At 54.9% G+C, this 25,167-nt stretch carries 20 protein-coding genes and 1 pseudogene; 13 read left to right on the forward strand and 8 right to left on the reverse strand.

Annotated elements, in window-relative coordinates; translation table 11 throughout:
• Window positions 1–73 precede the first annotated feature (73 nt).
• Both XCSCFBP4642_RS0118115 and XCSCFBP4642_RS0118120 read left to right on the forward strand, forming a co-directional pair.
• Entirely contained in the window at window positions 74–391 is a 318-nt protein-coding gene (locus XCSCFBP4642_RS0118115; protein WP_006449057.1) for a hypothetical protein, read from the forward strand.
• 48 nt (window positions 392–439) lie between these two features.
• Window positions 440–730: a hypothetical protein gene (locus XCSCFBP4642_RS0118120; RefSeq protein WP_029221026.1), complete on the forward strand. Its 291-nt coding sequence runs from the start codon at window positions 440–442 to the stop codon at window positions 728–730.
• On the opposite strand, the gene XCSCFBP4642_RS0118125 is transcribed toward XCSCFBP4642_RS0118120, so the two are convergent.
• The 4 genes from XCSCFBP4642_RS0118125 to XCSCFBP4642_RS0118160 form a co-directional block, all read right to left on the reverse strand.
• Window positions 721–1,683 carry an IS1595 family transposase gene (locus XCSCFBP4642_RS0118125; protein WP_006448937.1) on the reverse strand — a complete coding sequence of 321 codons (963 nt, stop codon included), beginning with the start codon at window positions 1,681–1,683 and terminating at the stop codon, window positions 721–723. The two genes, XCSCFBP4642_RS0118120 and XCSCFBP4642_RS0118125, sit on opposite strands and share 10 nt — an antisense overlap.
• Before the next feature lie 454 nt (window positions 1,684–2,137).
• The gene (locus tag XCSCFBP4642_RS27570; RefSeq protein ID WP_084624584.1) at window positions 2,138–3,007 is read right to left on the reverse strand and encodes a MobA/MobL family protein; all 870 of its coding nucleotides are present in this window, start codon (window positions 3,005–3,007) and stop codon (window positions 2,138–2,140) included.
• Window positions 3,008–3,885: 878 nt separating this feature from the next.
• Window positions 3,886–6,183, reverse strand: coding sequence for a UvrD-helicase domain-containing protein (locus XCSCFBP4642_RS28845; RefSeq protein ID WP_228325820.1), 2,298 nt, complete (start codon window positions 6,181–6,183; stop codon window positions 3,886–3,888).
• Between the two features lie 71 nt (window positions 6,184–6,254).
• A complete protein-coding gene (locus XCSCFBP4642_RS0118160; protein ID WP_017165084.1) occupies window positions 6,255–7,436 on the reverse strand; it encodes a hypothetical protein in 1,182 nt (393 codons plus the stop codon).
• Window positions 7,437–8,168: 732 nt separating this feature from the next.
• Here XCSCFBP4642_RS0118160 and XCSCFBP4642_RS0118170 point away from each other — a divergent pair.
• Together XCSCFBP4642_RS0118170 and XCSCFBP4642_RS0118175 are read left to right on the forward strand one after the other, a co-directional pair.
• A complete protein-coding gene (locus XCSCFBP4642_RS0118170) occupies window positions 8,169–9,338 on the forward strand; it encodes a tyrosine-type recombinase/integrase (protein WP_029221027.1) in 1,170 nt (389 codons plus the stop codon).
• Between the two features lie 166 nt (window positions 9,339–9,504).
• Window positions 9,505–9,942, forward strand: coding sequence for a hypothetical protein (locus tag XCSCFBP4642_RS0118175; protein ID WP_150114917.1), 438 nt, complete (start codon window positions 9,505–9,507; stop codon window positions 9,940–9,942).
• 9 nt (window positions 9,943–9,951) lie between these two features.
• On the opposite strand, the gene XCSCFBP4642_RS29510 is transcribed toward XCSCFBP4642_RS0118175, so the two are convergent.
• Entirely contained in the window at window positions 9,952–10,641 is a 690-nt protein-coding gene (locus tag XCSCFBP4642_RS29510) for a hypothetical protein (protein WP_167331395.1), read from the reverse strand.
• A gap of 181 nt (window positions 10,642–10,822) precedes the next feature.
• On the opposite strand from XCSCFBP4642_RS29510, the gene XCSCFBP4642_RS0118185 reads away from it, so the two are divergent.
• From XCSCFBP4642_RS0118185 to XCSCFBP4642_RS0118205, 6 genes and pseudogenes are all read left to right on the forward strand, one after another.
• Window positions 10,823–14,266 carry a DEAD/DEAH box helicase gene (locus XCSCFBP4642_RS0118185; RefSeq protein ID WP_033898522.1) on the forward strand — a complete coding sequence of 1,148 codons (3,444 nt, stop codon included), beginning with the start codon at window positions 10,823–10,825 and terminating at the stop codon, window positions 14,264–14,266.
• 174 nt (window positions 14,267–14,440) lie between these two features.
• On the forward strand, window positions 14,441–15,016 hold the full coding sequence (locus XCSCFBP4642_RS25970) for a phospholipase D family protein (protein ID WP_053329594.1): 576 nt from the start codon (window positions 14,441–14,443) through the stop codon (window positions 15,014–15,016).
• Window positions 15,013–15,384 carry a hypothetical protein gene (locus tag XCSCFBP4642_RS28855; RefSeq protein ID WP_152527298.1) on the forward strand — a complete coding sequence of 124 codons (372 nt, stop codon included), beginning with the start codon at window positions 15,013–15,015 and terminating at the stop codon, window positions 15,382–15,384. Before XCSCFBP4642_RS25970 ends, XCSCFBP4642_RS28855 begins: the two co-directional genes overlap by 4 nt.
• Before the next feature lie 12 nt (window positions 15,385–15,396).
• A complete protein-coding gene (locus XCSCFBP4642_RS27580; protein ID WP_084624585.1) occupies window positions 15,397–16,131 on the forward strand; it encodes an NYN domain-containing protein in 735 nt (244 codons plus the stop codon).
• Between the two features lie 348 nt (window positions 16,132–16,479).
• Window positions 16,480–16,728, forward strand: a pseudogene (locus tag XCSCFBP4642_RS0118200) (integrase); the annotation flags it as partial.
• Window positions 16,729–16,773: 45 nt separating this feature from the next.
• The gene (locus XCSCFBP4642_RS0118205) at window positions 16,774–17,274 is read left to right on the forward strand and encodes a COG1361 family protein (RefSeq protein ID WP_029221032.1); all 501 of its coding nucleotides are present in this window, start codon (window positions 16,774–16,776) and stop codon (window positions 17,272–17,274) included.
• A 96-nt stretch (window positions 17,275–17,370) separates the two neighbouring features.
• Here the strand turns inward: XCSCFBP4642_RS0118205 and XCSCFBP4642_RS29280 are convergent, their stop codons facing one another.
• Complete coding sequence (locus XCSCFBP4642_RS29280) at window positions 17,371–18,408, reverse strand: hypothetical protein (protein ID WP_160170392.1); 1,038 nt, start codon at window positions 18,406–18,408, stop codon at window positions 17,371–17,373.
• A gap of 651 nt (window positions 18,409–19,059) precedes the next feature.
• On the opposite strand from XCSCFBP4642_RS29280, the gene XCSCFBP4642_RS0118220 reads away from it, so the two are divergent.
• Both XCSCFBP4642_RS0118220 and XCSCFBP4642_RS0118225 read left to right on the forward strand, forming a co-directional pair.
• Window positions 19,060–20,274 (forward strand): HAD hydrolase-like protein, encoded by a 1,215-nt coding sequence (locus XCSCFBP4642_RS0118220; RefSeq protein ID WP_223866269.1) that lies wholly within the window; start codon window positions 19,060–19,062, stop codon window positions 20,272–20,274.
• The gene (locus tag XCSCFBP4642_RS0118225) at window positions 20,271–21,260 is read left to right on the forward strand and encodes a DNA-processing protein DprA (RefSeq protein ID WP_017165100.1); all 990 of its coding nucleotides are present in this window, start codon (window positions 20,271–20,273) and stop codon (window positions 21,258–21,260) included. The genes XCSCFBP4642_RS0118220 and XCSCFBP4642_RS0118225 overlap by 4 nt, the downstream gene beginning before the upstream one ends.
• A 69-nt stretch (window positions 21,261–21,329) precedes the next feature.
• Here the strand turns inward: XCSCFBP4642_RS0118225 and XCSCFBP4642_RS0118230 are convergent, their stop codons facing one another.
• The gene (locus XCSCFBP4642_RS0118230) at window positions 21,330–22,184 is read right to left on the reverse strand and encodes a hypothetical protein (RefSeq protein ID WP_029221034.1); all 855 of its coding nucleotides are present in this window, start codon (window positions 22,182–22,184) and stop codon (window positions 21,330–21,332) included.
• A 935-nt stretch (window positions 22,185–23,119) separates the two neighbouring features.
• Here XCSCFBP4642_RS0118230 and XCSCFBP4642_RS0118235 point away from each other — a divergent pair.
• Window positions 23,120–24,082, forward strand: coding sequence for an IS1595 family transposase (locus XCSCFBP4642_RS0118235; RefSeq protein ID WP_006448937.1), 963 nt, complete (start codon window positions 23,120–23,122; stop codon window positions 24,080–24,082).
• Window positions 24,083–24,202: 120 nt separating this feature from the next.
• Here the strand turns inward: XCSCFBP4642_RS0118235 and XCSCFBP4642_RS0118240 are convergent, their stop codons facing one another.
• Complete coding sequence (locus tag XCSCFBP4642_RS0118240; protein ID WP_029221035.1) at window positions 24,203–24,928, reverse strand: YiaD family glycine zipper/OmpA-like lipoprotein; 726 nt, start codon at window positions 24,926–24,928, stop codon at window positions 24,203–24,205.
• Window positions 24,929–25,167: the final 239 nt, after the last annotated feature.

Below are 25,167 nucleotides of genomic sequence, written 5' to 3' on the forward strand. Positions count from 1 at the left end.
CGTGCCGGCAATCAGGGCATCCGAACCTGTCGGTCTGGTGGATCCCCAGCGCTCTTCCCTTCCTCTTTTGGAGATGCACATGTCAAAGCTTTGTTTGGCCCTGGTTGGCCTGATGTCGGTCTGTTTGGCCAGCTGCTCTGGCGGTGGCCCTGCTGAGACTGAGCGGGAGCACGCTTTTTTGCAGTTCGTCAAAGCGAACAGCAACGAAGAGGCGCGCATCGAAGACTTCGAGAGTAACCAGTGCACGAAGGCAGAAGGTGCGCCCAGCTACACCTGTGACGTAAGCGCCAAGGTTGAAGCCATGGAGCGGGACTTTGGTCATCAAATGGATGGGGTCTACACCTTCACCAAGGTGGGCGGCACTTGGAAGATCACCGGCCGCGTCCAATAGCCACCGTTGGCAATCAACGATGGTCCCATTCTGTTCTCAGGAGTTCACATGACCGTTAGCACGTTTCTCATCTTGCTTGCCCTGGGCACAGCGGTGCTGGTCGCCGTTGCCGTCAATCGGGCTGACCGATTGCGCAGCCAGCGGGAGGTCTTTGGTCGGGAGTTTGATCGCTCCTATTTTGGGCGACAAGGAGCTTTGGCGGTCTCGATTGAGCGGTCGCGGTTGAAGATTCGTGTCGGCAGGACAGTGAAGATCTACCCGTTGATGGATATTCGCTCTTGGGAGAAGCACTGGCACAACTCAAGGCGGGACCTGATTAGCCCCGACTCTCAGCCATGAAAATTGCTCGCTGCACGTAAAACCGGCTCTGGGCATGGTGTGGATTGCATCATGGCCGTGGCAAGTCGTGGCAGCATCTCGCGCAAGCGGAATCGACGATTAAAACGATAGGCCGCTTCTCCCAGGTAACGCCTTGCGTATTTGCCTTGCGCGATGGCGTGATACACGCCACTGATGGCGCGTTTGAGATTGCCCAGCACCACGTTGAGCCAACGTGCACCGGCCGTTTCGGTCGCGGCACGACCACCGCCAGTGTCCAGCGTGGTGTGCGCGTGGCCGGCGTCTTCTAGCCGGCGGAAGCAGGCCAGCCCATCGGTGTAGACCTCGCATTCGGGCGCCAAGCGACGGGCAATCCAGTCCTGCAGCGAGGTGTTGTCGAAGCTGCGCACCGGCTCGATCACCACAAAGCGCGGCGCGGTGAAGGTGGCATCGGTCTGCACCGCAATCAGGAACGCTTGTTTGTTCTCCGATCCGCGTCCGGCCTTGCCACCGTTACGCTCGCCGCCGAGATAGGCATCGTCGATCTGCACGAAACCCGCCAGTTTCCGCATGGATTCGCGCTCGGCCATAACCTGCATGATCTTGTGTTTCATCCGCCAGGCCGTCTTGTAGTTGACGCCCAGATGCCGCATCAACTCCAGCGCGGCCATGTTGGTTTTGGTCGAGGTCAGCAGGTGCAACGCCAGCATCCAGGTGCGCAGCGGCAGCTTGGTGCCTTCGAACATCGTGCCTGCAATCAGGCTGGTCTGATGCCGGCACGCGCTGCATTGGTAGTAGATCGCAGCACCCCGCTTGAAACGCGAGCGCACGCGTCCGGCACAAACAGGGCAACGAAAGCCTTGCGGCCAGCGCCACTTGTAAAGCGCGCGATAGCACTTGGCTTCGGTGCCGTAGGACGCGAAGAACTCAGGCATCGACAATCCCGCTTGGAACTGCACGGCATTGATACTCATCACGCCACCTCGTTGGCTTCAGGTGACAGCAGCATCCACCCAGCGCGGCGCAGATCCTGCGACAGGCGGCTGATGGTCAGGGCTAATCAGGAGGCGGGAAGGAACGATCACGGTCAGCGTTCGAGATGTGGACCATCCAGTCTGGACGATCAAGTTCGGCAGCGAGCGCGAGATGAACCAGTGGTATGAGATCTTGAATCAGGCGATCAATGAGGGCGAGAAGCTCTGACCGCTCGTTTTGCAAGCGGCTAGGGGCGGCTTGACGAAGAGCCGCTTTGTGCTACGAATCAAGTGCATCAGCCACTTGGATTCTTCGCCATGCCTCCTTCCGTCAGCCAGCAAGCCTTACCTCTGGACCACCAAGAACATCAACTCCGCCAAGCCCATGTTGAAGGCTGGATCGCCCAACAGCATGCGGCTGGCTTTGGCGTTGACCAGCACATGGCCGACGCCCTCAATGCGTATCTTGATGGCCGCTTCGATCTGCTTGGATTGCTGACAGAGCTTCGCCGTCCTTACTTGAACTGAACCGGCCAACGGACTGCCAATTTTCCGGAGCGTCGTCAGGCTCCATGCCTGGCCCTTGGTGCTCACGCTGGGCCTGCTCCGCCGTGTGGCCATCCGGCACGCTCAACAGTCGTCCCTCTTGGCGGTAGCGGGACAGAAGCTGCTCGAAGCTTGCTTGTCCTTGGACAAAGATTCCGTTGCCTCGCATCGCTTCCAAGCGTTCCGTCAAGGGCCGATGCTCAACCGATTTGCCGATGCCAGCTTGGGCAAGGTGTGCATTGATCCGGTCAGCGATCATGGCGCGGATCCACTCGACTTCCTCCTTGCCATTCATGCGCCCGTCTAGCACACGCGTCTTCTGGGTCAAACCAGCGGCTTCCATGCACCTGGTTGTCGCAAGCAGATGGGCGTAGAAGTAGCGAGGATCATCTTTGGTCGGGCGATGGTAACTCGCTTGCAGGGCAAAGCCATATCTCTCAATCAGGCGATGAGCGATATCGAGCACCAACGTCCAGCGCTTGGGCTCATCGAGTTCGTGTGGTAGCGCGATGGCGAAGTCGCGGCAGACGGTGCTGTTGCAGCGTCGCTCTGCCGCTTCTGCAGCGGCCCAAAGTGCTTGCGGGTCATCCGCCCATGCCGGCGAACCAGGTGGTGCCATGCAACGCGACTGGATGATGCCCGTCCTACCCCGGTAGTCGTGGCGCGCACCTGAGGTGGGATCGGTGAGCAGATAACCACCGCGATATGCCGCTGCGGCAAGCGCCGAATGCCCTTTGGCTCGGCTGTAAGTTTTGATGCGGGTGTGATAGATGGCCATGTGTGTTTCCTGAGTCAGAGTTCATCAGTTCTGACTCAAGATTTAGCAAGGCTCAAGAGCGTAAGACAGCTATTTTCGAGGGTTCTACTTTGCCTGTTATGGAATCACGGCGGATTTCTATCGACCTCAAAGATCCAAACTCACGAATAAACGTCACGAATGACAATGCCTAGCGTTCCACCTGAGAAATCGATTTACCATTTCACCAGAAATACTAAAAACATCTTAGCCGGATTTAATTGACATGGAAAAATACCGATATAGACTGCAAGATAAATTCTTAAAATCCAATGTTTGATTTAAATTCATTTATCGCATTCAGAGACAAGCAGCTCGGCAAGAATTTTAAATATTGCCGAAATTTGTCGATAGACAAACAGTACGTCTCCTTAGCAATCGGAGTCTTCTTGGCGCGACACCCTGAAAGCACCCTGGAACAGGCCGAGGCTTTCTGGCGGTGCTATAAAAGGCAACATCATTTAATTACTTTGATTCACGCCATTTATCCCCATCAAATTACCTTACAACCTCCAACACTAAAAGCATACAAAAAGATCTATCGGCACTTTGTTCGCTACTCGATCAAGGTGGCAACCGAAAAGCTTGAACGCAACTGGTATCAAGGCGTCCCGATCGACACGTCAATCGACTTAGCCAGCACATGTTCATGGCTAGAACACGTGCTGGACCTAAAAGGAGACGACGTCCCCCCAAGTTTGAGTAGCGCCTTAGTTTGGAGTCCAATTCCCTACCCCGAGGAGATTGGACGTGAAGAAGCGTTTTTCCGAAGAACAGATCATTGGCTTCNGACGCCGACGGCCTATGCCCAGCACCTGGCCAACAGCGATATCATCAACCCCGGACTCTAAACCCGACTGCTACTCAGGATGGGGGGACGTCGACCCGCTGGCCGCATAGATCATGTTCCGAAGCGGATGAGAGTCCCCGGGAACACAGTCTTCGATGAGAATCGCCACGTCCGCTTCAAGCCCTTTCGCCTGATGATATGTGCAAACTCTCAGTCCCGCATAATTCTTCTCTGGAAATTCTGCCGATAAAATATTTCGAATGCCCCGCCGCCTAGTCATTACAATCACGAGTTCATTGCTCGCGTTTATCCTGGACTTCGCGGATTTGTATTGATTCTCAATGAAAGGAACCAAAATCTTCACTGACTCATTGTCGTCTATCTTCTTTTTTTGATCACCATAAGTAATAAGCTTGACCCCGTGGTCGTCATGATGAGTCTTAATAACTGCAACACTAGTCTTTGACACCTTTTTTTTCACTCGCGAAAGTAAGCGTTCAGCGTCTTGCACGATCGGTTCCACCGAGCGAAAATTGTTCTTGAATAAAAGCTGCCGCACACTACCGAGATCCGCGTGGACAGGAAAGTATCTGCCGAAATCAATGAATAATTGCGGCGCGCTGCCTCGCCAGCCATAGATCGATTGCCAGTCATCACCAATGGCCATAATACTCACTCCGCGTGTTTGATCGCCTGTGAGCAGCCCCTTTTGCGCCACTTTTAACCAATTAACAATAAGGGGTGAAATGTCTTGAAACTCATCCACCAAAAGATGTCGCATAGACTGAGAACTTTGGTTAAGCAAACTTGTACTTCCAGCAGCGTGGGTGAGTGCAAGGAATGCGCGATTGTAAGTATGAACGCCCTTCTCTCCGAGGAATTTATTCAGGTGCGGCCAAAAGCGGCCAAGGGCGCGGCAAAAGTAGACCGTCTTATCTACACATTGGGGAGCGGGAATTTTTTCCAGCAAAGCACCGACCTCCCAACCCAGCGTTTCGATGAATGAACCCTGGACAAAAAGCGCCTCGTAGATCAAAGTCGATTTCATCTCTCCATCAAGCTTTACATCAAAAATTGGAGCTATTGAAGTTGACTGCCCATTTGCCGAACTAGCAATCCAGTCATTCCAACGCTTATAATTCGCCAAGTCGCTTTCATTCTTTATGTAGATGTAATCGCGCCCTGCATATCGCGTCAAAATTTGAATTCGAAGCCCTAAACATACTGAAAATTTAAGTCCATCATTGCCGCCTAATTTGGCATCTTTTTCTGCCTCACTGAGATTAGGCGAGAAGCCCAAGACGATAGGCGTCCGCGTATGCTCATGAACGCCATTAGCGTAGAACTTATGCTGACCTTCCACAATTGCCAGCTCTACTGAGTCGACATCGACAACCCCATCAAATGGCCAACCATGCGCCTCCCACGATTTGTTGCACAGCTCTACAACCTGCTTATCCCGACGACCCGAGTGAAAAATCGACGTCTTCTTGATTTCTTTATCGGATTGGGAGTTGGGCCCAGAAAAAATTTCAGCTTTAAAAATTTCAGTGACTGCCTGACGAAATACGACATCCGTGAAAAAGAGTTTTCTATAAGCTTCGGCAATAAGTTCTACCTGGGCTTCATTGAGTTTGCTGACGCTTGCTGGGTTATCGACGTCTCCGTTATCGCTATCTTCAACAAAGCGGTCAGCAGTAGAATTTTTCAAGTTCTCAAAAAACTTCCGCCCAGGTAGCGCGCAACTCGCTTGCCGATACAGAACGGAATGAAAAGTTCTAACTTTTTCTTTTGCCCAGCTCTCCCAGGCCGGTGGAGCAATGCCATGGCGCCAAAGACTAAGGACCTCGATGAGCTTTCTGCGTAGCTCGACACACGAATCTTTGGTAAAGGAAATGACTGTGATTTCGTGATCAGGAATGTTCAGATATTCCAGCATATAAACAATACGAAGAACCAGTGTCGTTGATTTACCCGATCCGGCACCGGCAGAAACACAAGTGGCGGGATGATCCGTCAGAATCATTTCCCATTGTTCATCTGTTGGTGCCTTAATGAGACCCCCCGCCACCTTTTGCTCTACATCGCTTTTCATCAAACTGGCGGTCGACACATCCCCCAATCGTGATGGCCCATATAAGCCCTCATCTATGGCCTTGACTTGCAACGGCGCTGCTTCAACCACTTCGTAAATAAGGCGCCCCTCTGCGAACCCCTCACTCTGGCCCACCGCCTTACCCTGATCGAATCCTTCTTTCCCCCCCTTTCGATGAGCATCTTTCTGAATCCGTTCGATATGCGTCGCGATGCACCACGCTAAAATCTCTGTGAAGCCCCAACGAACTTTGTCCCAAATTTTTGAAAGCATTGCCGACATAGGTCCTGTAAATTTGAACAGTGCGATATCTTGATATCACTCGACACACGTCAACAACTTGGCTAGTCATTTACGTGACGCAAGTGCTTCTTCATAACCCATCCCTCAACCACTGTGCCTTCATCATTGACGGTGCGGATGAAGCGCCACTTGCCAGCAGCCTGCCATACCTGGACTTCGTCGCCTCGCCGAAGCTCACCCGCTAATGGCCCGGCAGGAGATGAGCGCAGCGGAGCTCGCAGGGGTAAGACTTCAAAGCTTTGAGAAACAACTTGTAACGCAATCTGAGCAGTCAGGAGCGCTTCTAAACGGGCTACATCAGCTTTATGCTCTTCTTGCTCAGTGGTGATAGTTGCTTTGAGTTGATGTATTTCTGAGCGCAGCTCGTCTTGGTCGCGACGACCGCTGATGTCACTGTAAACAAACATCAAGATACCGAACATAAATTGAAGCAACTCTTTGCGCTCTTTCGGATCTGAGAGCGTATGGCGGACTGCGGTGGTGAGCCACGTGACCCATGCGACAAGCAGAACTGCCCGTTCGGGAGCGCCGAGATCCTCCTCGCTCTCAAAATCCGCGTATCGAACAGATGCGAGCTCATTGGACTCTAGGTCCGCGAGTGCTCGATCCACGAGCGCTTGCATGCCATGACCGACAGCAGCAGCTTGCCATGCTTTGAATTGGTCGCTTTGTGAAAGACGAGTAGCCAATTCGAAAGGCTCGCCAAGCTGCCCAATAAAGCGGTTAATTGACTCGCGGTGTGCGTTAAAGGCGCGGATACTCTCGCCAATCTTCGATAGCCCAAAGTTGAAATCCCTATCCCAACTTTTCGCAAGTTCGCGGGTTTGATCCATCTGCTTGATCAAAGGGCCGATGCTACTTTGAAATGTGCGTAAAGCATTGATATCGGAATCCCAAGGCAGCCGCTCGCGCCGACCTAAACCGGTGAATTGCCGCAGGATTTGATCTTGCTGAAACATGGCCTCTTGGAGCTGCCCGAGCATAGGTCCTGTGTTAACCGTCCGGGCTAGCTGCTCCTGATAAAAGGCAAGCTCAGTCCCCTGAGAGCGCTTGATTGCCTTACCAAGGGGTGACAGGGAGTCAGAGAAGCTCAGTGCCCTCTTGATCGCATCGTTTTGCAGAGTGCTGCCCAAGACTTGCGTCTTCGACGTGGAACCAATCACCCCAAACCTCTTGGACGTGTCGTTTAACGAATTTCCGTCATCACCCGCGTCGTTGGTCACGGCTCATTGCTCCATAAGTAGTCGATTTGCAGCATAGTAGATCGCAGGTGCCGAAAGGGCGATCTCATCACAGGGCAAACTACAGCACAATATGAGCCGAATTATGTCTCAAATTCTGCGACTCCCAGACTGACCGCTATCGGCCTGGAAGGACAAAACTCGAATTGCCTAACTGTCTTCTTAAGAGTAATTAGATTAGGCAAACCCCACCGCATTTATCTTAAGTTCATTTTATTTGCGTGAGATTTCTCCCACTTTTGCCCGTTTGTTACTTTTAAACACTACATGCGCATTGATGGTTTCAAACCCATTTATATAGCGTCAATCATTGCCCCATATAGCTTGCCGAGAAAATTTTTTATGAAATTCAAACTGAAAACGCGGCTGTTTTAATGGCAATTAGCGAGATCACCTTAGGCAATCATCGGCACGAAATTCTGTCCTATTTTATCATTGACAGAAAATCCCCTCCCCTTATCAAACGTCTACCTCCTCAAAATTGGATAGTAGATGCACTTTAAACACTCTCAACTTCACAAGTATTTGCAGCACCCCAAAGGTCAGTTATTTATCCGAAGCATTCGCATCGGCAAAGTCGAATTCACTGACATGGTCGTTCAAGACCGAGCCGGCGCGCTTCACCTTCAGGATTTGGTCCAAGCGACCTATGACCATCATGAAAAGCTGCGACGGCTTCGCCGATCCGGAACTCGCTATCCCGAGCCTTTGCCCTTGGCCACTCCGGCGCGACTCCTCTCTGAAGAGGTGGACGACTTCCTCAAAGACAAGGAGCGGCAGAACCTTCGCACCACTACGATTGATGCTTATCGCCGCACTCTTGCCATCTTGCACCGGGTGAGCGGCAACACCTCTGTTGCTCGGATCGAGCACACGCATATCTACCAAATGTGGGATCTGCTGCGATGGGCACCCGAAGACTTCATGACCAACCCCAAGCACCAAGGGTTGAGCGTCGATGCCTTGATCGCCAAAGGTCAACGCCAAGGGCGGGCTCAACCGGCCAACGCCACCCTGGAACTGCATCGGCGCTTCCTCGCGTCCTTCTTCAACACCCTGGTCAAAGCTCGTGCCATCCCGCACTCGCCCATGGATGCGTTCAAGCCGGCCAGAGAAGAGCTACTGGCTGATCAGGACGAGCCCGAGCGGCTTCTCTCACCAGAAGAAATCCAGAAGATCTTCAACCCCGAAACCTTCCTGCCTTGGGCCAAGAAGTATCCGCACCGTTGGTGGTGCCCGCTCATTGCGCTTTACACAGGCGCCCGGATCAATGAGATCGCGCAGCTCAAAGTGGCTGACATCGTCCAAGATCAAGGCGTGTGGTGCTTCTCGATACAAAAAACCGTGGATGAGGATCTGGCGCAAAGCGCGGGTAAGCGCAGCCGTCAAAGCCTGAAAGGCAAGAGCGCCATCCGTAAGGTGCCGATCCACGACAGTCTTCTCCAAGCAGGCTTCCTCGACTTCCTGGCGGACATCAAGGCGTCTGGTCACCCGCGCCTCTTCCCGAACCTGTCGGCTGGCACCTGCCGCAAGACCGGGGAGCCAAACGGACGCTACAGCCAGGGCTTCGTCAACCAGTTTGCTGCCTACTTGAAAGGCCTAGGCTTCGGCAAAGGGATCGGATCGCACGCCTTCCGCCATACCCTGGCAACAGAACTCGATGCAAAGGGAGTGCGGGTTGAGCACATTGCCTTGATCACAGGTCACGCGCTCAACAAGAAGGCGCCCGTGCTGCAGGACAACTATGTCCACAAATCGGCCGGGAACACCCGGAAGATCCAAGTAGAAGCGCTCGGCCACTATCAGCCGGCTGTGACGCTGCCGAGCTATGTGCGTGGGCAGTTTAGAGAGAAGCTGAAAAGGGGAGCTAAGACCTATCCATGAATCTTGACGGCCGCCTTATACTGCAATAGCACATTGGTGTCAGGGATGAGGCAGAGGATGTCGGACATCACAGATCATTGATCGAAAGGCGGCAATCAAGGATAGTGGGTAACGCTGCGCTCGTGGCCGCGTTATACTTCGCGAACTTACTCAACGGATGAGAGTCATGGCGTTTGTAGATGCTGTAAGGAATATTCTGGGGGCGCTTGACGATTACTGGGAAAGAATTGCGTTGAGACTTGAAATTTGGGGCTTTAAGCCATTTCAAGCTGCGGTATTGATCGCTTGGATGATCGCGCATCAACGTGATGGCAAAACAAGCCTCAGCGAGCAGGACGCGGCGCTTCTTAGGCCACTTGAAGATCAGCTAGTCGATGCTATGACAGCCGGAAAAGCCTCAGCAGAAGCACAGCAGTTGCACAGCCTGCTTCCCACTCAGTTTGACTGGATCACGTGGGACGAGCTTAGGAAGGAGGCACTTGGCATAGATCCACGCCCAACTGTTCTGGCTTACCTTTTTGCCGCTTATTTGCGCGGCGAACTGACCCGAGCCAACTTGCGGAAGATGATTAAGGCGGTGCAGGCGTCAATGAGCTACGGCTAGAGCTTTTCGTCAGAGACGGGCGGGAGCAGAGGTGACCTTAAGATTTGGGCTGCCAACCGAGAGGGAATTTCGAACACGTTTGGCATCCTCGCGCATGCAAAGCAGCTCCATATTCGCACACTCCTTGGCATCCATATAAATGCAAGCTACATGGCCACAGCGGGACCAAAGCAGGGCCATGCATGCTTCGTGCGAGGCGCGTTGGGCGAGATCAAAAGCATCACACAAAGTCTCGCTTACCTCAACGCGTGCCATCATTCGCTCTAAGCACAATGCATCCCCAATGAAGGCGACGCACTCGGCAAGCTTCACCAATTGCAAGTCGCTCAAACCCTGACCGTCAGGATACTGCTCCATGATCAACCGGATCATTTCTGCTCGAAAAGATGAGCGGGCGAACAGCAGCGTGAGCACAACGGTCAGCTGATCATCGACATGAAAATTGCCTTGCAAACGACCCATCATCCAGTGGCAACGCATGCATGCCATGGATAGTGCGGGCAACACGACATCCATCATGTCGGGCTCGTCAAGGAGCCACGCGAGGTCTTTAGCACTGGTCGCTCCCAGCAGCTCGTCCAGCCAGGGCGCAGCATCATGGACGCCTGTCGCCATCCACCTCGATTGATGAGCGCAAGCTTCGCTCCAAGCTTCTAGGATTTCGAATTTCGTCGGACAACGCCGCGTGGCTTGGCTCATGAATAGCTCCAAGCACGAGACTAAGATCTCTAAGCATCTTGTCAATTCGCATCATCGGCACGATTCGAGAGCATTTCTGCTGGCCAGATCAATCAGTTGGCCTTCTTCTTGATCACAAAGCCTTGCTAGCGCCAAAGCTTGTCCTACACTGCATGGGTAGCCCGCAGACCTGAGCCCACGGATGAGCCGCCCGCACTTATCTAAATCCATTGACCAGCTCGAAGAGCTTTACGCTGAATCCCTTTCTGACGAGGCCACGCTTGCAGAACTCGCGGAGGAACTTGGCTTTCGCCGAACTCCGCGTGCCAAGGAGCTTGCTACGGAGGTGGTCAATGCCTTGGGTCGCTACCGGGCACAGGGCCGGGCTGACAGCGCGCACAACCAGGCGCCGCTTGCGCCACGCGACGCCTCAACCGAGCCAACGCGCCCTCGTCCTGAGCCGAGCGATATGGCGGAGCAGCAGGCTGGGCCCACCATCCCCCCGCCTGAATTCGAACCGGTGAACTACACCAATCGCGCTCCCGATATCCTGGATGCTTGGTCAGCTCTGGAAGTGCTATCGCCCACCACCTTCAAGCGACGCGCAGAGCTTGCGAGCAACATAGCGCAAAACATCGTCTCGATTGGACCAGGGCTGCCTTGGGATGGCGGCTCCGCCCGCTCTAAGCCGAACTTCAAGGTCTACTTTCATATCATCCTCGGAACGCTTGCCGCTGAGCCCGCTTTCGGCAAGCTTCTCACGCGTTTTCAAGACGCACGCCCCAACCCGCCCAACATCAAGGGCGAGGTCGTTCTGGCATCGATCTTGGTCGACAAAGACGGACTTCTGGCTGGCGACATGCCGGTAACCCTCTCGGCTTTTGGCTGGGGCCTACCTGTTGCGCTCGAAGGCTCATTGCTCGATTTGGCTTCCTGGACGAGGGAAGAAGGTCGCCTGATTGAAGGCCTCACCAAACAGCTCCGCCCCGATCCAAGTGGGACGGATACGCCGATCGCTTACGCCACGCTTCAAAAGGCGTTCTCCTGGCTGGTGCAAACCCTCAGACTCCCTGCCGAGCTGGTGCAGGGCCCGCAATTTGCCGTCGCTGCCTACATGGGCTTTCGAAGCAGCCTCGTTCCGGATCCGCTCCTGCTCAACAGCTTCTTCTTGCGCGACCTGGCCCGAGCCAAGGATCGCGCAATGCGTCAAAAGCTTCCGTCAGCACTGGCGCGCTTCTTGGGGCAGACCAAGCCCTCGGAGCGGCATGACCTTTTGCATGACCGCCAAGCGCTTGACCAGGCATTGTCGCCTGCCATTGCGCCCCTTGGGCGCTGGGTCACTCCACCTAACCAGCGTCCGGCGCTCTTACAGCAGGTGGCGGTAAACCTCGCCTCGCAGTTGCCTAAGACGAGCCCCTTGCTGGGCGTCAATGGCCCTCCTGGCACGGGCAAGAGCACGCTACTACGCGATGTCATGGCCGATCAGCTGACGCGTCGGGCCGAGGCCATGTGCGCCTTCGATGATCCCAAAAAGGCCTTCAAATCTGCATGGAGTAAACGCATCCGAGGTGAAAATCAGGAGCTATTTTCTCTTGATCTGTCGCTTCGTGGTTTCGAAATGGTCGTGGCAAGCTCGAACAACAAAGCAGTCGAGAACATCAGCGAAGAGATCCCGGCACTCGGCTCCATTGCCAAGGAAAGCACGCTTCGTTACTTCGAGCCTTTGGCAACCCAGCTGCTTGGCAAAGATGCCTGGGGTCTTTCGGCAGCTGTCCTGGGGAACGGCACCAACCGCTCCCGCTTTCGAAAGGCGTTTTGGACAGAATCGCATCTCTCGTTCAAGACCTACCTGGAACGCGTTAGTGGCATCACGCCGCGCCAAGAATCTGATCGCGAGGGCTTAGCTGAGCTTTGCCAAGCCCCTGCAAGTCCAGTTGAGGCCATGGCGCGTTGGCAGCAAGCGAAACAGCACTTCCAAGCTTGCTCAGCGCAAGTGCGCAAGCGCTTGGCGGAATTGGAGTCGCTTCGACAGGCACTCGGTGCCCTGCCTACTCTACGGAAACGCGAGCAATATGCCTCACAGCAAAGGGCCGATGCTGAGCGAAATGCTGCCATTGCTATAGAGACTTGGCAGACAGCACAATCGATATCAACCAACGCCGGGAGCCAGCTTGGAGGCAGCCGGGAAGCGCTGAGCCAACATGAGCGGGATCGTCCTGGTTTGTTCGCCCTGAAACGCCTGTTTGGTTCGACCAGCGTCAAGCAGTGGGAGGCCGCAAATACACACCTCGCTCGCGAGCATGATCAAGCACAAGTTGCCTATCGGAAATTAAAGTCCAAAGAAGATGCCGCCCTCCAAGCGTCTGAGCAGGCGCGAAAAGCCGCCCATGATATCGCCGCATCTCACGTCACAGCAAAGGATGCGCTGGACAAGGCCCTTGCTCGATGCGCAAGCGTTCAAGTGGGCGACGGCGCTTGCGTGCTTGATGCGAGTTTCCACGATCTTGCACACGGCGCCAAGAATTTGGCGTTGCCTTGGCTGGATCGCGATCTTCAAACCCAGCGTTCTGAACTGTTTGAAGCGGCAATGGATGTCCACCGCGCCTTTATCGATGCGGCAGCCTTACCACTACTTCGCAACTTGAATGGGCTTGTCGGCAGCAACTTCAAGCTTGGCGCCGATCGCAAGCAATTGGCAGCAGATCTATGGGCAAGCTTGTTCCTTGTGGTGCCAGTCATTTCCACTGCTTTTGCATCAGTCGAACGTATGCTCAACCAGCTTCCTGATGAGAGCCTAGGTTGGTTACTCGTCGATGAAGCTGGCCAAGCAACGCCTCAGTCGACCGTTGGTGCACTCCTTCGAACCAAGCACGCGCTCATTGTGGGCGATCCATTGCAGGTAGAGCCCGTGGTCCCGCTGCCGCCCGTGCTTACGCAAGCGGTGATGCGCGAGTTTAAGGTTGATTCGGATCGCTTTGCTGCTCCTAACGCTTCTGCCCAAACGCTTGCTGACGACGGAAGCCTGCATTGCGCGCGCTTTGAAACCACATCAGGTTCTCGCGCGGTTGGTGCGCCGCTGTTGGTGCACAGGCGCTGCGCCTCGCCAATGTTTGAGATTTCCAACCGTGTGGCCTACAACAACCTCATGGTCCAAGCCAAAGTGCCTGGTGTTTCGATCATCCGGGATGCCTTGGGTCCTTCACGCTGGATCGAGGTTTGTGGCAGTGGACGGGATAAGTATTCGCCCGAGGAAGGCGAGCAGGTGATCGCGCTCTTACGGTTGTTGCAGAGGGCTAGCATCGCTCCTGACCTCTATGTCGTCACACCGTTTGTCGTCGTGCAAGACGAGCTTCGGGAGCTCGTTCGTCGCTCAGGCTTGCTTACCGGTTGGGTGAATAGCCCTTACGAGTGGACTAAAGAGCGCATTGGCACTGTGCACACTGTTCAAGGTCGCGAAGCCCAAGCCGTGATCTTCGTGCTGGGCGCTCCGCAAGCTGCCCAGCATGGTGCGCGCGGCTGGGCTGGATCGACGCCGAACCTCCTCAATGTTGCAGTCACGCGTGCCAAGGAGGCAGTGTATGTAGTTGGCAATCGATCGCTTTGGTCAGGAGCCGGGCACTTCGCGATGCTTGACCAGATGCTTTGATAAGAACGATCTGCCTAAGCGAAGTTTTGAACTAAGCCTTTTTTAAAAGAAACGCCACCTGCACTTCAAAGGAAAGCGGTTAGGCAAGCGAGCTATGCATTCCCAGCTTACACAACTGACTGAACTTGGATAGTTCGCACCAAGTGGCCTACACAGAAATGGAGGATTTGCAACATGGCAGTTCTCATCAAAGATCAGAAAGATCTGGTCGATTGGGTCAAAGGGCAGGATACTGACCTTGATCTTGCAGTAGCGTTCTGGGGAACTAACGCTTCAACGATTTTGCAACTAAGCAAGCCTAGTCGAAGCGTTCGTGTCATCTTGGAGCTAAGCCAGGGAGCAACGAACATCACAGAGGTCAGGACCCTGATGACGCTCAAAGGCGTCCAGGTCAAGACACTGGATCGCCTCCACGCCAAGGCTTACATCGCCGCAGATGAGATGGTGATCGGGAGTGCGAATGCATCATCTGGTGGACTTGGTGTCGCTGGATTTGAACACCTCCACTGGAAAGAGCTTGGCTTCCGCACCAGTGATCAAGTGTCATTGGCTGAGGCAAAGGCCTGGTTCGAAGTGTTATGGACCGAAGCCAGAATGATTGAACCGAGCGAACTTGATCGTCTAGAAAAGCTCCACGAGATTAGAAAGACGCAAGCCGTTCCAATGGTCTCCAATGGGTCGACGCTCGATGCTTTGAAAAATCATCCTGAGTTCTTCGCTGACCAGGAAATCTGGATCACTGTTGTGTGACCAGCAAGCTTAGTGAGGCACAAGAGGCGAAGCGCAAGAAACAGCAGGATGAAAGTCCGGGCATTGAAATCTATGCCTACGCACGATGGCCGAAGATGCCTCAAAACGCAACCATCATCAGTTTTACTTGGTATCGAGGACATAAATTCAAAGCCGATAAACCACTCATCTATCAAACTCCCGATGGGCGCCAGCCTGGTGAGATGCAATACATCCAGCCAGGAAATCTTCCTTGGTTCGAACTTGGCAACCTCAAAGAATGGGAAAACGCGGTGATCAATTTCCGTGATGGCAATTTGGCCAAGTGGCAGCGGGATCATGGCCTCTATATGCGGCTCCGTGATTTCAAAGAATATATTGATAATTAGATAAGGAAGATCATGGCACACCAACAGGATGGAACGGTCGCGGTTATGATCGACTGCGACAATGTAGCACCAGCGATTATCGATTTCGCGCTCCTTATGGCAGCGCAGGCAGGTCGTGTGATCCTTCGGCGGGGTTATGGAAACAAAGCAACGCTCAGCAACTCTTGGGAGCAAGCATTAGTCCGGCAGGCGTTCACCCCATGCCTCCAATACCAATACGCGTCTAAAAAGAATACTGCTGACATCGCTCTGGCTCTTGATGCTCAAGAAGCGCTGTTCGACAAGCGTGCAGAGGTCTTTTGCCTTGTCACCAGTGATTCGGATTTTGCATACCTTAGTCGCAGACTGAGAGAGCGAGGCGCAACGGTTTTCATAGTGGGCGAGGCAAAAACGCCTGATGCCCTGCGTAATGCTTGTGATCGATTCTTTGAATGGAGTCCGGAGCAGGCAGCTGCGGAAGCGCCTGATGCGGAGACACCAGAAGCAAAACCTGCGGCTCCTACTCAACTCAAGTCTGTCGCTGTGTCTACCCAATCGGCAAAGATCAAACGTCGGCCGCGATTTGTCGTGGAAGCTGTCTCTCTGCTTGCAGCGGGAACACCGGATGGCAGGGTCAGCGTGAGCGCGCTGAGTCAGTATTTGAAACGTGCAGACTCAGCCTTCTCTCCAAGTGCCTACGGGCACTCTGGACTCGTTGACATGTTGAAGACCCGACGTCCCCCCATCCTGAGTAGCAGTCGGGTTTAGAGTCCGGGGTTGATGATATCGCTGTTGGCCAGGTGCTGGGCATAGGCCGTCGGCGTCATTCCGCCGNCAATGATCTGTTCTTCGGAAAAACGCTTCTTCACGTCCAATCTCCTCGGGGTAGGGAATTGGACTCCAAACTAAGGCGCTACTCAAACTTGGGGGGACGTCGGACCTATGACCTACTCAAGCCCCATCGAGAGGAAGGTGGCCATTGGACTGTGAGTCTGGCGGCTGCGCCTGATGCCGAATAGATAGAGCAAAGCCGAGGGCCGGCTTTCAGCTCCAAGCCGCCTTTTTGAGCCAAATGTGGCAGCAATAGGTTGGGCTCACAGAAGCCTCAGTTGCGAGCGCCATATGCTTGCCACAGAGCTCGACGCCAAGGGCGTGCGGGTTGAGCACATTGCCTTGATCACCGGCCATGCCCTCAACAAGAAGGCGCCCGTGCTCCAAGACAACTATGTGCACAAATCGGCTGGGAACACCCGGAAGATCCAAGTGGAGGCGTTGGGCCAATATCAGCCGGCTGTGACGCTGCCGAGCTACGTGCGTGGGCAGTTCAAGGAGCGGTTGAGGAAGGGGGCGAGGATGTATCCTTGAGCGAGGCAATCCAAGCTGGCTAGTGCTCCGCGAAAGGCGTATTCCATGACCAAGTTTGAAGTCCTCACGCTTCTCATCGCATTGCTGGCAGTCGTGCCAGCCGTGCTCGCACTTATTCGGCAAAGCGCGCAGCGTAAGCGAATGGATCAGTTAGAGGACGCGCAGCTTCGCCAAAATCGGGCCACCGCCGCCTTGCATGAGAAGCAGCTAGAACTGCTGCTATCCAGCGATGCTGGTCGCGCATCTGCGCACGTGAAGCTTGATCTTTACCGTGACAATAAGACCTACCGCTTCCGCGTGACTAATGTAGGCTCAGCACAGGCTCGCAATGTTCAAGTTAAGATCATTGCTGGGAAGGAAGAGCACGATCCTATTGCGGGGACAGATTACGACTCTAAGTTTCCTGCACCCGTCTTGGAGCCTGGCTCTTCGATTTCGTTCTATGCCGCTATCTACCTTGACAGCCCATCAGCCTACAACGCACTCCTCACATGGGAAGACCCATACGGTAAGAAGGCCGAGAACACAACCTATATAACGCTCTGAACGCAGGCGGAGCGTCAGAGCGGGAGCGAATTTTAGAGGCGATACACACGCAGGCACGTGGCAGCTAGCTCACAGCGGCTAGGATCTCTGCGTCACCTATAAGCGATGCGCGGCATTTCCGAGCATCTCGCGCAAGCGTTCTCTCATGACGCCATAGAAGGCCATTTTGAGATCGAAATCCGACGCTTGTTCGACGCCCGAGTGCCCGGGATGGAAGTAGAGATCACAAGCCCAAAAGCCATCATGGAGGCGTCCACTTGGTTCATCGGGCACTTCGTTCAAACCGGCATACCGATGTGGATGGATGACATGGGCCCGCCAGCCACCGATCTGTGGAACCTTAAAAATTAGGTCCACCCCATGGAGCTGAGCGAGGATTGATGGATCCAAAAACATCTCAACACGTCTCGCGCGTTGATCATACTGATTGGGTCGGTAGACGCGACAACGAAAGCCCGGTAACACCGATGCAAGCACTGCACGAGACAGTGCCGCGTGAGCGTTCTTACGAACGTTGCGATCGTCCTTCTGATCTTCTGGGTCGTAGACGAACAGGCCTCCCTGCCACTCATTGTCTATCAAACGCGCAGTGAGGATGTTGCGCCCAAATGCTTGCCCTTTCTCCTGGTGTAGCTCGTTATCTGGGAAGCTCCGATGCTGCCAAGAAGAATCGACCCGAAACTTCTCTCTACGGAAAACATCGCCGGGCTTCCCGCTGAAAAATTCAGGCAGCACCACGACCGGCGGGCGTGCCCAAACATGTCCATCCAGCCCGCTAAAGGCAGCATGAAGCTCATAGGTCGTGTTTGTGTAACGGGGATGCTGACGACTGGGATCAAACGCAATGTTTAAGGTCAGTCGAACGCCGGAGGCCAACGCACCCACAGCCTCAGCTGTCGGCCAAGACTTGGTCATCTGCGCTAGTTCCATGACGAAGGTAAGCATATCGAAATTAATCCCTATCCAGTCGGGCTTTTGATCGATGTGAGCAAGCCATGCAGCCTCGCTATTGAAGCCAAAGGCGCGAATCGTGGCTTCGCGAATGCGATGCGGACTGATACTGAAGTGCTCACTACAAGCACTATGAAGCGTTTCGGACAGGCGCAGCACGGCCTGCCGGTCAAAGCTGGTCATAAGATATTCCTTAATTTGGGCGCAGCGAGCTACTGCGATGCGCCAATGGCGCATGCAGCTGGTCATTTGCAATGGACGGGGCTAGAAAAGCCCTAGCAGCCTCAGCTGCGGAATCTTGATGTCATCTCTGGCTCCGATGTGCTTTGACGGTAGTTCTGGACCTTGACTGCGGTTTCCCCAAGGCCCCCGTTCAAAACAAGGAGCATCAGATCGTAGTGAGCCCGCAGCAACTCGGGGTATGGACCCCTGGCTATTGCCAATGTCGAGAATTGCACATGCCCTATGCGCGGTCAAGAACCACAGACGACTTGCAAGCCGCAATACGCTCACGTTGGTCAAGCGCCTGGCAGTGCAAAGGCATGGGAAAACCGGGATGCGTAGTAGGCAGCTTGTGACAGCAGCCCGGACAGGCACATGAATCACCACTTGGCCACTTTGATCTGCTCATCACTCTCCCCCCCCGGGACCCTCGGAAGTCTTGTTAAGGGCTAGAGACTTGCGTTTGCGATTACGCGCCCAGACCCTCCTCACTGCTGTTGCCGTGCGCCAGACCTTTGAGATAGTGTCTTCGGGTAAATGGACTTGTAGGGGAATAGGATGATCCGGCTTTGTATATTCGATCTTGACCAGACGCTGGTCGACACTGAGGACATGAAAGAACTCCGCGAGGCCGGCAAGAATCGCACCGACGCAGCTTACGTGGGCGAGGTGTTGGCTGCTTTCAGGAGCCGCGCTCGTCATCTCATTGATGAGATGACGCTGCGCATGCTGCTTCTGACAATTCCCGGATTAAAGTTAGGCGTGTTTACCCGATCGCCGAGGCGCTATGTGGATGTGGTCTTAGCCGAAGCCTACGCGTCAATCAACTGGGACATCGTGATTGCGTATGAGGATGTGCAGCGCTACAAGCCCGACGGCGAGGGCGTTCATAGGTCCATGATTGCGGTAGGCATGAACGACACAGATCAGCTCCCTTATGTTCTCCTCGTGGGTGACGGGGACGTAGACATTAAAGCGGCTTATAACGCGGGGTGCCGCGTAGCACTGTTCAAGAAGGGTTGGCCACACAGCTATCAGAAAACGCATTGGCGTAGTCTTTCATTGCTCCCGGACGTGGTGGTAGGAGATCAGAAAGAAGTTCAAACCTGTCTACAAGATCCCTTGCCTGGGCTGCCCTACTTGGAACGCCTACTGGAAGCCGGAATGCCAGCCACCGGAAAGCCGCGTTTCGATGAGATTGCCAAGTTCTTTCCCGGCGAGAAGGCACGGCATGTCGTGCATGCAGCCGGGCGCTACTTCACCTCCTGCGAGGCCTTGAAGTATCGAAGGGAATGGCATCACCTATCTCAGTCTATCCAAAACAACAAAGATGCAGTGATCTTTCCCTCGGAATGGATCGAAACAATCCGAAGCTTTATCGCCTTCCACTACCTCATCCTCACTTCTGTATTGCCCTTCAGCGGAACCGGTCCAGAATTGGTCATCACGGTCATCCCTGCTAGGCCTGACCGGCCGCACCGACTTGCACATCTGTTAGCACAGCTACAGGCGTCCTATGGCATTAACCCCAGACTCAACCGCTTGCGATTGACATTCAACCCCAATGTGCTCGGCTACCGGCCGGGGGTGCAGTCTCAAAGCCACGATCATCTAAAGCAGGAGGCGCGCTTCGCCAACGTTCGTGATCACCTCTACGTTGCCAATCCAGCGGAAGTGCAAGGCAAGAGGTTCCTAGTCATCGATGACGTGACAACCACCGGATCAACCCTGTTGTATGCCAAAAAATACCTCACCGACGCAGGTGCTAGTTCCGTAGACTGTTTCAGCCTGGCCCAGACCGTATCAGACCCCTTGAAATATCAATGAGCGAGATCTCACCAACCACCGGCAAATTACTGGCGCTGTCCATGCTCAAAGGTATCGGGCCTGCCACGCTGCGCAAGATGGCAAGTATGGCCAATTTCGAGAGCGCTACAGCCGAGAGCATGTCCTATCAGTTCCCGGCAAACTCTACCATCTTGCGCGACAGCCTGGCCTGGAAGCACGCATTAGACGGGGCAGAGAAGCAGGTCGAGCAGGCAGAGCGACATGGCGCTCGAATTCTTTCGCCCCTCGACCCGGACTATCCCACCTTGCTTGCAGCTACGAAAGACGATCCATTTTTACTGTTTGTGCGCGGCTCGCTCGCACCTGAAGCAGCTAAGTCGGTGGCAGTCATTGGCACACGTGAGCCAACTAAGCATGGCGCTCTCATCGCCGAAAGGATTGCTCAATATCTGGCCGAGCAAGGGTGGAGCGTGGTCAGCGGACTAGCTAAAGGATGTGATGCCATCGCGCACCGGGCGGCGCTCGACCATGACGGGCATACGGTCGCTGTCTTGGCCCATGGCCTGCATACCGTAGCACCCAAGACCAATGCACGGTTGGCGGAGGACATCCTCAACAAGGGCGGGGCCTTGGTCTCCGAATACAGGTTTGGAATAGAGCCTCGTCCTGAGTTCTTTGTCAAACGAGATCGAACTCAGGCAGGCCTTGCCCAAGGCGTCGTCATGGTTCAATCAGACCTTAAAGGTGGAAGCCTGCACGCTTCACGCGCGGCGCTGGACTATGGTCGTTGGCTAGCCGCGCCCTACCCCACGGATCTGGATCGGATAAATGGCGAGGCGAAGATCCAAGCAAACCTTACATTTGCTGATGGGTCGAAACAGGACCGGATGGATCTGCTGCGTTGCCCAGCGACTGCGCTGGATCAGCTTATCGTCCTGCGTAGCCGTGAGGATTATAGCAAGATGCTCTTGAGCAATCCGACGGAGAAAACAGCATTAGAACCTATGCAAGGCGGATTGATCTAATCAATCCTCCCGCAGGGTAGATGCTACATTCGCCATTTTTAGCCGAGTTGATACTGCAGGAAAGTGAGATCAGGCACTTTCGAGCTTTGGCCGCACGTGCTCTTCCCAGAAGCTTGCGCGCGCGATAAGACATGGAATATAGCCTTCATAGGCTCTGTCAAGTATGGCCTTGAAGCGTGCACAATAGCCATCCAAATAGTCGCACCAGGCAGATAATTCTTCGGCAGCCTCAACGATCCCTATCAACGGAACTTCGCCAATTTCTTTGAGCGCCTGCAAGTAGTCAGCGAACTTGCCTGCGGCGACCTCATAGCTGTTGAGTTCCTGCACGACTGGCACATCCTTATAGGTCCTCTCGATCATCGAGTGTGCTCGAACGGACGCCTCAAGCAAGTTCTCATTTAGCAACTGAGCGATAGCTAAGCATCGCTGCGACGTCGCACGAAAATCGCTTTCGTCTTCCCTGACTTCAAGCAACTCCTGCAGTTGAGTCAGCCAGCGAAACGCACCGCCAAACCTAAAGCGAAGTATCCCAGTCCGATTAAGCAGCAGCTTACTTGTCTGGTCATACACGTAGGAACGCTCAAGCTGCGCAAAAGCGCCCACCACTGAATTCGCCCAGTCCTTGACACGGGAACACGTTTGCCAAGCAGACGTGTATTTACTCTTACAGTCATCGCGAATGACTGCCATCTGGGCGTCGAGCGAGCGATAGTCGATAGCCGACATGCAGTAGTGCAGTATCGCTGCTTCATCGGAGACATACGCCAGCGCCACTGGATCGGACAGACCACTTGCCTGCGAGTCGCGTGATACCTGATCCACAATTTTTAGCGCATGCTCGATGGTGCCTCCATCAATCAAATATTCACGGAGGAATAAGTAATCGCTGAACGGAGTGATTTGCCAGAAATTGATTTGCACGTTGACATGCCTTGGATGGACGTGCCGCGTTTACTTGGAGGCCCGGCGCGACACGCAACCAGGCTACCCCCACAGCCTTCATTGTCAGGCTGACTACTTTTGACCTCGGTGCTCAGCGGCACCGAGATAATCTGACGTCATAAATATAAAGCAACGTCTAATAAATTGGCGCGGAGAGAAGGACTCGAACCTTCTAGCCTCCCCTTGGTCACGATCATCAAAGTTAAGCGCATTCGTCCTTCAACTTGGGTTGTAGCTCTTCCCCAACTGGGCTCCGCGAGAGGCACGCCACCAACCAACCAGACCACAATGCACTCTTGAACCACCCGCGAATGGACAAATCGAGGCGCAATCCATGCGTCTCGCTCCTTACCCTAGCTTGCTGCCCATTCAAGACCACTTCGGCACTCTTACGAGCACCCATGCATCCTTCGTCTACAGCGTGTGGAACAACGTATTCAATGTGTGTGTTTGAAGTCATATTCAGCTCCTTAGTGATGACAGATGCTTTGACCACCAGGGAAGTCTGCAACCCAAACTGGGACTCGAACTGCGCCTCCCTATGCGCCGCGTTTGGCACCAAGAAGGTAGGGGGCTAAGGCCCCCTTGTTTATATTGTAACCCTAAAAATACGGCACTAGCAAGTTAACTCGCATAAGCTTTGCGAGTTACGCATCGCCCTGCAACATTCATCTTTCTAAAGAAGCTTTTACCGATGATTCTTTTAAAGATTTACCTGATTAGCCCTGACCATCAGCCGCCTGTCGCAGGATCTGCGCCGCGCTGGGTGGATGCTGCTGTCACCTGAAGCCAACGAGGTGGCGTGATGAGTATCAATGCCGTNCCTGATTAGCCCTGACCATCAGCCGCCTGTCGCAGGATCTGCGCCGCGCTGGGTGGATGCTGCTGTCACCTGAAGCCAACGAGGTGGCGTGATGAGTATCAATGCCGTGCAGTTCCAAGCGGGATTGTCGATGCCTGAGTTCTTCGCGTCCTACGGCACCGAAGCCAAGTGCTATCGCGCGCTTTACAAGTGGCGCTGGCCGCAAGGCTTTCGTTGCCCTGTTTGTGCCGGACGCGTGCGCTCGCGTTTCAAGCGGGGTGCTGCGATCTACTACCAATGCAGCGCGTGCCGGCATCAGACCAGCCTGATTGCAGGCACGATGTTCGAAGGCACCAAGCTGCCGCTGCGCACCTGGATGCTGGCGTTGCACCTGCTGACCTCGACCAAAACCAACATGGCCGCGCTGGAGTTGATGCGGCATCTGGGCGTCAACTACAAGACGGCCTGGCGGATGAAACACAAGATCATGCAGGTTATGGCCGAGCGCGAATCCATGCGGAAACTGGCGGGTTTCGTGCAGATCGACGATGCCTATCTCGGCGGCGAGCGTAACGGTGGCAAGGCCGGACGCGGATCGGAGAACAAACAAGCGTTCCTGATTGCGGTGCAGACCGATGCCACCTTCACCGCGCCGCGCTTTGTGGTGATCGAGCCGGTGCGCAGCTTCGACAACACCTCGCTGCAGGACTGGATTGCCCGTCGCTTGGCGCCCGAATGCGAGGTCTACACCGATGGGCTGGCCTGCTTCCGCCGGCTAGAAGACGCCGGCCACGCGCACACCACGCTGGACACTGGCGGTGGTCGTGCCGCGACCGAAACGGCCGGTGCACGTTGGCTCAACGTGGTGCTGGGCAATCTCAAACGCGCCATCAGTGGCGTGTATCACGCCATCGCGCAAGGCAAATACGCAAGGCGTTACCTGGGAGAAGCGGCCTATCGTTTTAATCGTCGATTCCGCTTGCGCGAGATGCTGCCACGACTTGCCACGGCCATGATGCAATCCACACCATGCCCAGAGCCGGTTTTACGTGCAGCGAGCAATTTTCATGGCTGAGAGTCGGGGCTAATCAGGAAAAAGCATGCAGTGCCGCAAAAAAAACAGGCCGCTTTCGCGGCCTGTTTTTCAATACATCGCGGGCGAGTCAATCGTCCCGCCATGATTCACTGCATCACATCAACGCATGCCGGTATTGCTGGCAGTGCCTTCGGCACGCAACGGGATCAAGCGGATCTCCACGCGACGGTTCTGCGCGCGGCCGGCATCGGTGCTGTTGTCGGCGATCGGATAGCGCTTGCCGGCGCCCATGGTTTCCATGCGCTCGCGCTGCACGCCCTGCGCGGTCAGGTACTGCGCCACGGCACCGGCGCGTTCTTCTGACAGACGCTGGTTCACCGCATCGCTGCCCACGCTGTCGGTGTGGCCCACCACTTCCACCATGGTCTGGTTGTACTCGCGCAGCGTCGAGGCAACGCCGTTGAGCGCGCTGTAGAACTGCGGCTTCAACGCAGACTTGCCGAAGTCGAAGGTGATGCCGTCCGGCAGGTTCAAGGTGATGTTGTCGCCCTGGCGCTGCACGTCGATGCCAGTGTTGGCGGTGCGCTCACGCAGCGCGCGTTCCTGGCGATCCTGGTACTGGCCCACGGCCGCACCGCTCAGCGCACCGATGCCGGCGCCGATCATCGCGTGCTGACGACGCTCTGTGGCGCTGTCGCCGGTGAGCAGGCCGGCAGCCACACCGATGGCGGTACCGATCAGCGCGTTGCGCCCGGTGCGATTCTGCTGTTGGGTCTGCTCGCCGTACTGATCGCGCTGCACGTACGAACCGCCGGTAGCGCAGGCGGACAACGCGATGGCGCTGGCCAGCGCGACGGCAAGAGGCTTGGTGGCTGCTGAGGACATGGTGTTCTCCTATCGCCGGATCGTCCGGCACTCAATCGTGTCGGCGAGGATAACCAGCGCCACGCCACTGGCACATGATGAAGGCACGGGCTGGAGGCGCGCGGCAGGCTCACCATTCAGGAAAACGTTTTCGGCGACATGGAGCGAAAAGCCGATCAGCAGTGCGCGTGCCCGCAGCCACCCGACAACAGAACCGACGCAGAAAAACCTCGGCGGTGGAACGCCGGCACTCCAGACAG

It is taken from the genome of Xanthomonas cassavae CFBP 4642 (assembly GCF_000454545.1).
Taxonomy (GTDB): Bacteria; Pseudomonadota; Gammaproteobacteria; order Xanthomonadales; family Xanthomonadaceae; genus Xanthomonas; species Xanthomonas cassavae.

Coding starts and splice junctions, on each gene's coding strand:
- XCSCFBP4642_RS0118115 (WP_006449057.1), top strand. CDS start 74: ATGCACATGTCAAAGCTTTGTTTGGCCCTGGTTGGCCTGATGTCGGTC.
- XCSCFBP4642_RS0118120 (WP_029221026.1), top strand. CDS start 440: ATGACCGTTAGCACGTTTCTCATCTTGCTTGCCCTGGGCACAGCGGTG.
- XCSCFBP4642_RS0118125 (WP_006448937.1), bottom strand. CDS start 1,683: ATGAGTATCAATGCCGTGCAGTTCCAAGCGGGATTGTCGATGCCTGAG.
- XCSCFBP4642_RS27570 (WP_084624584.1), bottom strand. CDS start 3,007: ATGGCCATCTATCACACCCGCATCAAAACTTACAGCCGAGCCAAAGGG.
- XCSCFBP4642_RS28845 (WP_228325820.1), bottom strand. CDS start 6,183: ATGCTTTCAAAAATTTGGGACAAAGTTCGTTGGGGCTTCACAGAGATT.
- XCSCFBP4642_RS0118175 (WP_150114917.1), top strand. CDS start 9,505: ATGGCGTTTGTAGATGCTGTAAGGAATATTCTGGGGGCGCTTGACGAT.
- XCSCFBP4642_RS29510 (WP_167331395.1), bottom strand. CDS start 10,641: ATGAGCCAAGCCACGCGGCGTTGTCCGACGAAATTCGAAATCCTAGAA.
- XCSCFBP4642_RS0118185 (WP_033898522.1), top strand. CDS start 10,823: ATGAGCCGCCCGCACTTATCTAAATCCATTGACCAGCTCGAAGAGCTT.
- XCSCFBP4642_RS25970 (WP_053329594.1), top strand. CDS start 14,441: ATGGCAGTTCTCATCAAAGATCAGAAAGATCTGGTCGATTGGGTCAAA.
- XCSCFBP4642_RS27580 (WP_084624585.1), top strand. CDS start 15,397: ATGGCACACCAACAGGATGGAACGGTCGCGGTTATGATCGACTGCGAC.
- XCSCFBP4642_RS0118205 (WP_029221032.1), top strand. CDS start 16,774: ATGACCAAGTTTGAAGTCCTCACGCTTCTCATCGCATTGCTGGCAGTC.
- XCSCFBP4642_RS29280 (WP_160170392.1), bottom strand. CDS start 18,408: ATGACCAGCTTTGACCGGCAGGCCGTGCTGCGCCTGTCCGAAACGCTT.
- XCSCFBP4642_RS0118220 (WP_223866269.1), top strand. CDS start 19,060: ATGAAAGAACTCCGCGAGGCCGGCAAGAATCGCACCGACGCAGCTTAC.
- XCSCFBP4642_RS0118225 (WP_017165100.1), top strand. CDS start 20,271: ATGAGCGAGATCTCACCAACCACCGGCAAATTACTGGCGCTGTCCATG.
- XCSCFBP4642_RS0118235 (WP_006448937.1), top strand. CDS start 23,120: ATGAGTATCAATGCCGTGCAGTTCCAAGCGGGATTGTCGATGCCTGAG.
- XCSCFBP4642_RS0118240 (WP_029221035.1), bottom strand. CDS start 24,928: ATGTCCTCAGCAGCCACCAAGCCTCTTGCCGTCGCGCTGGCCAGCGCC.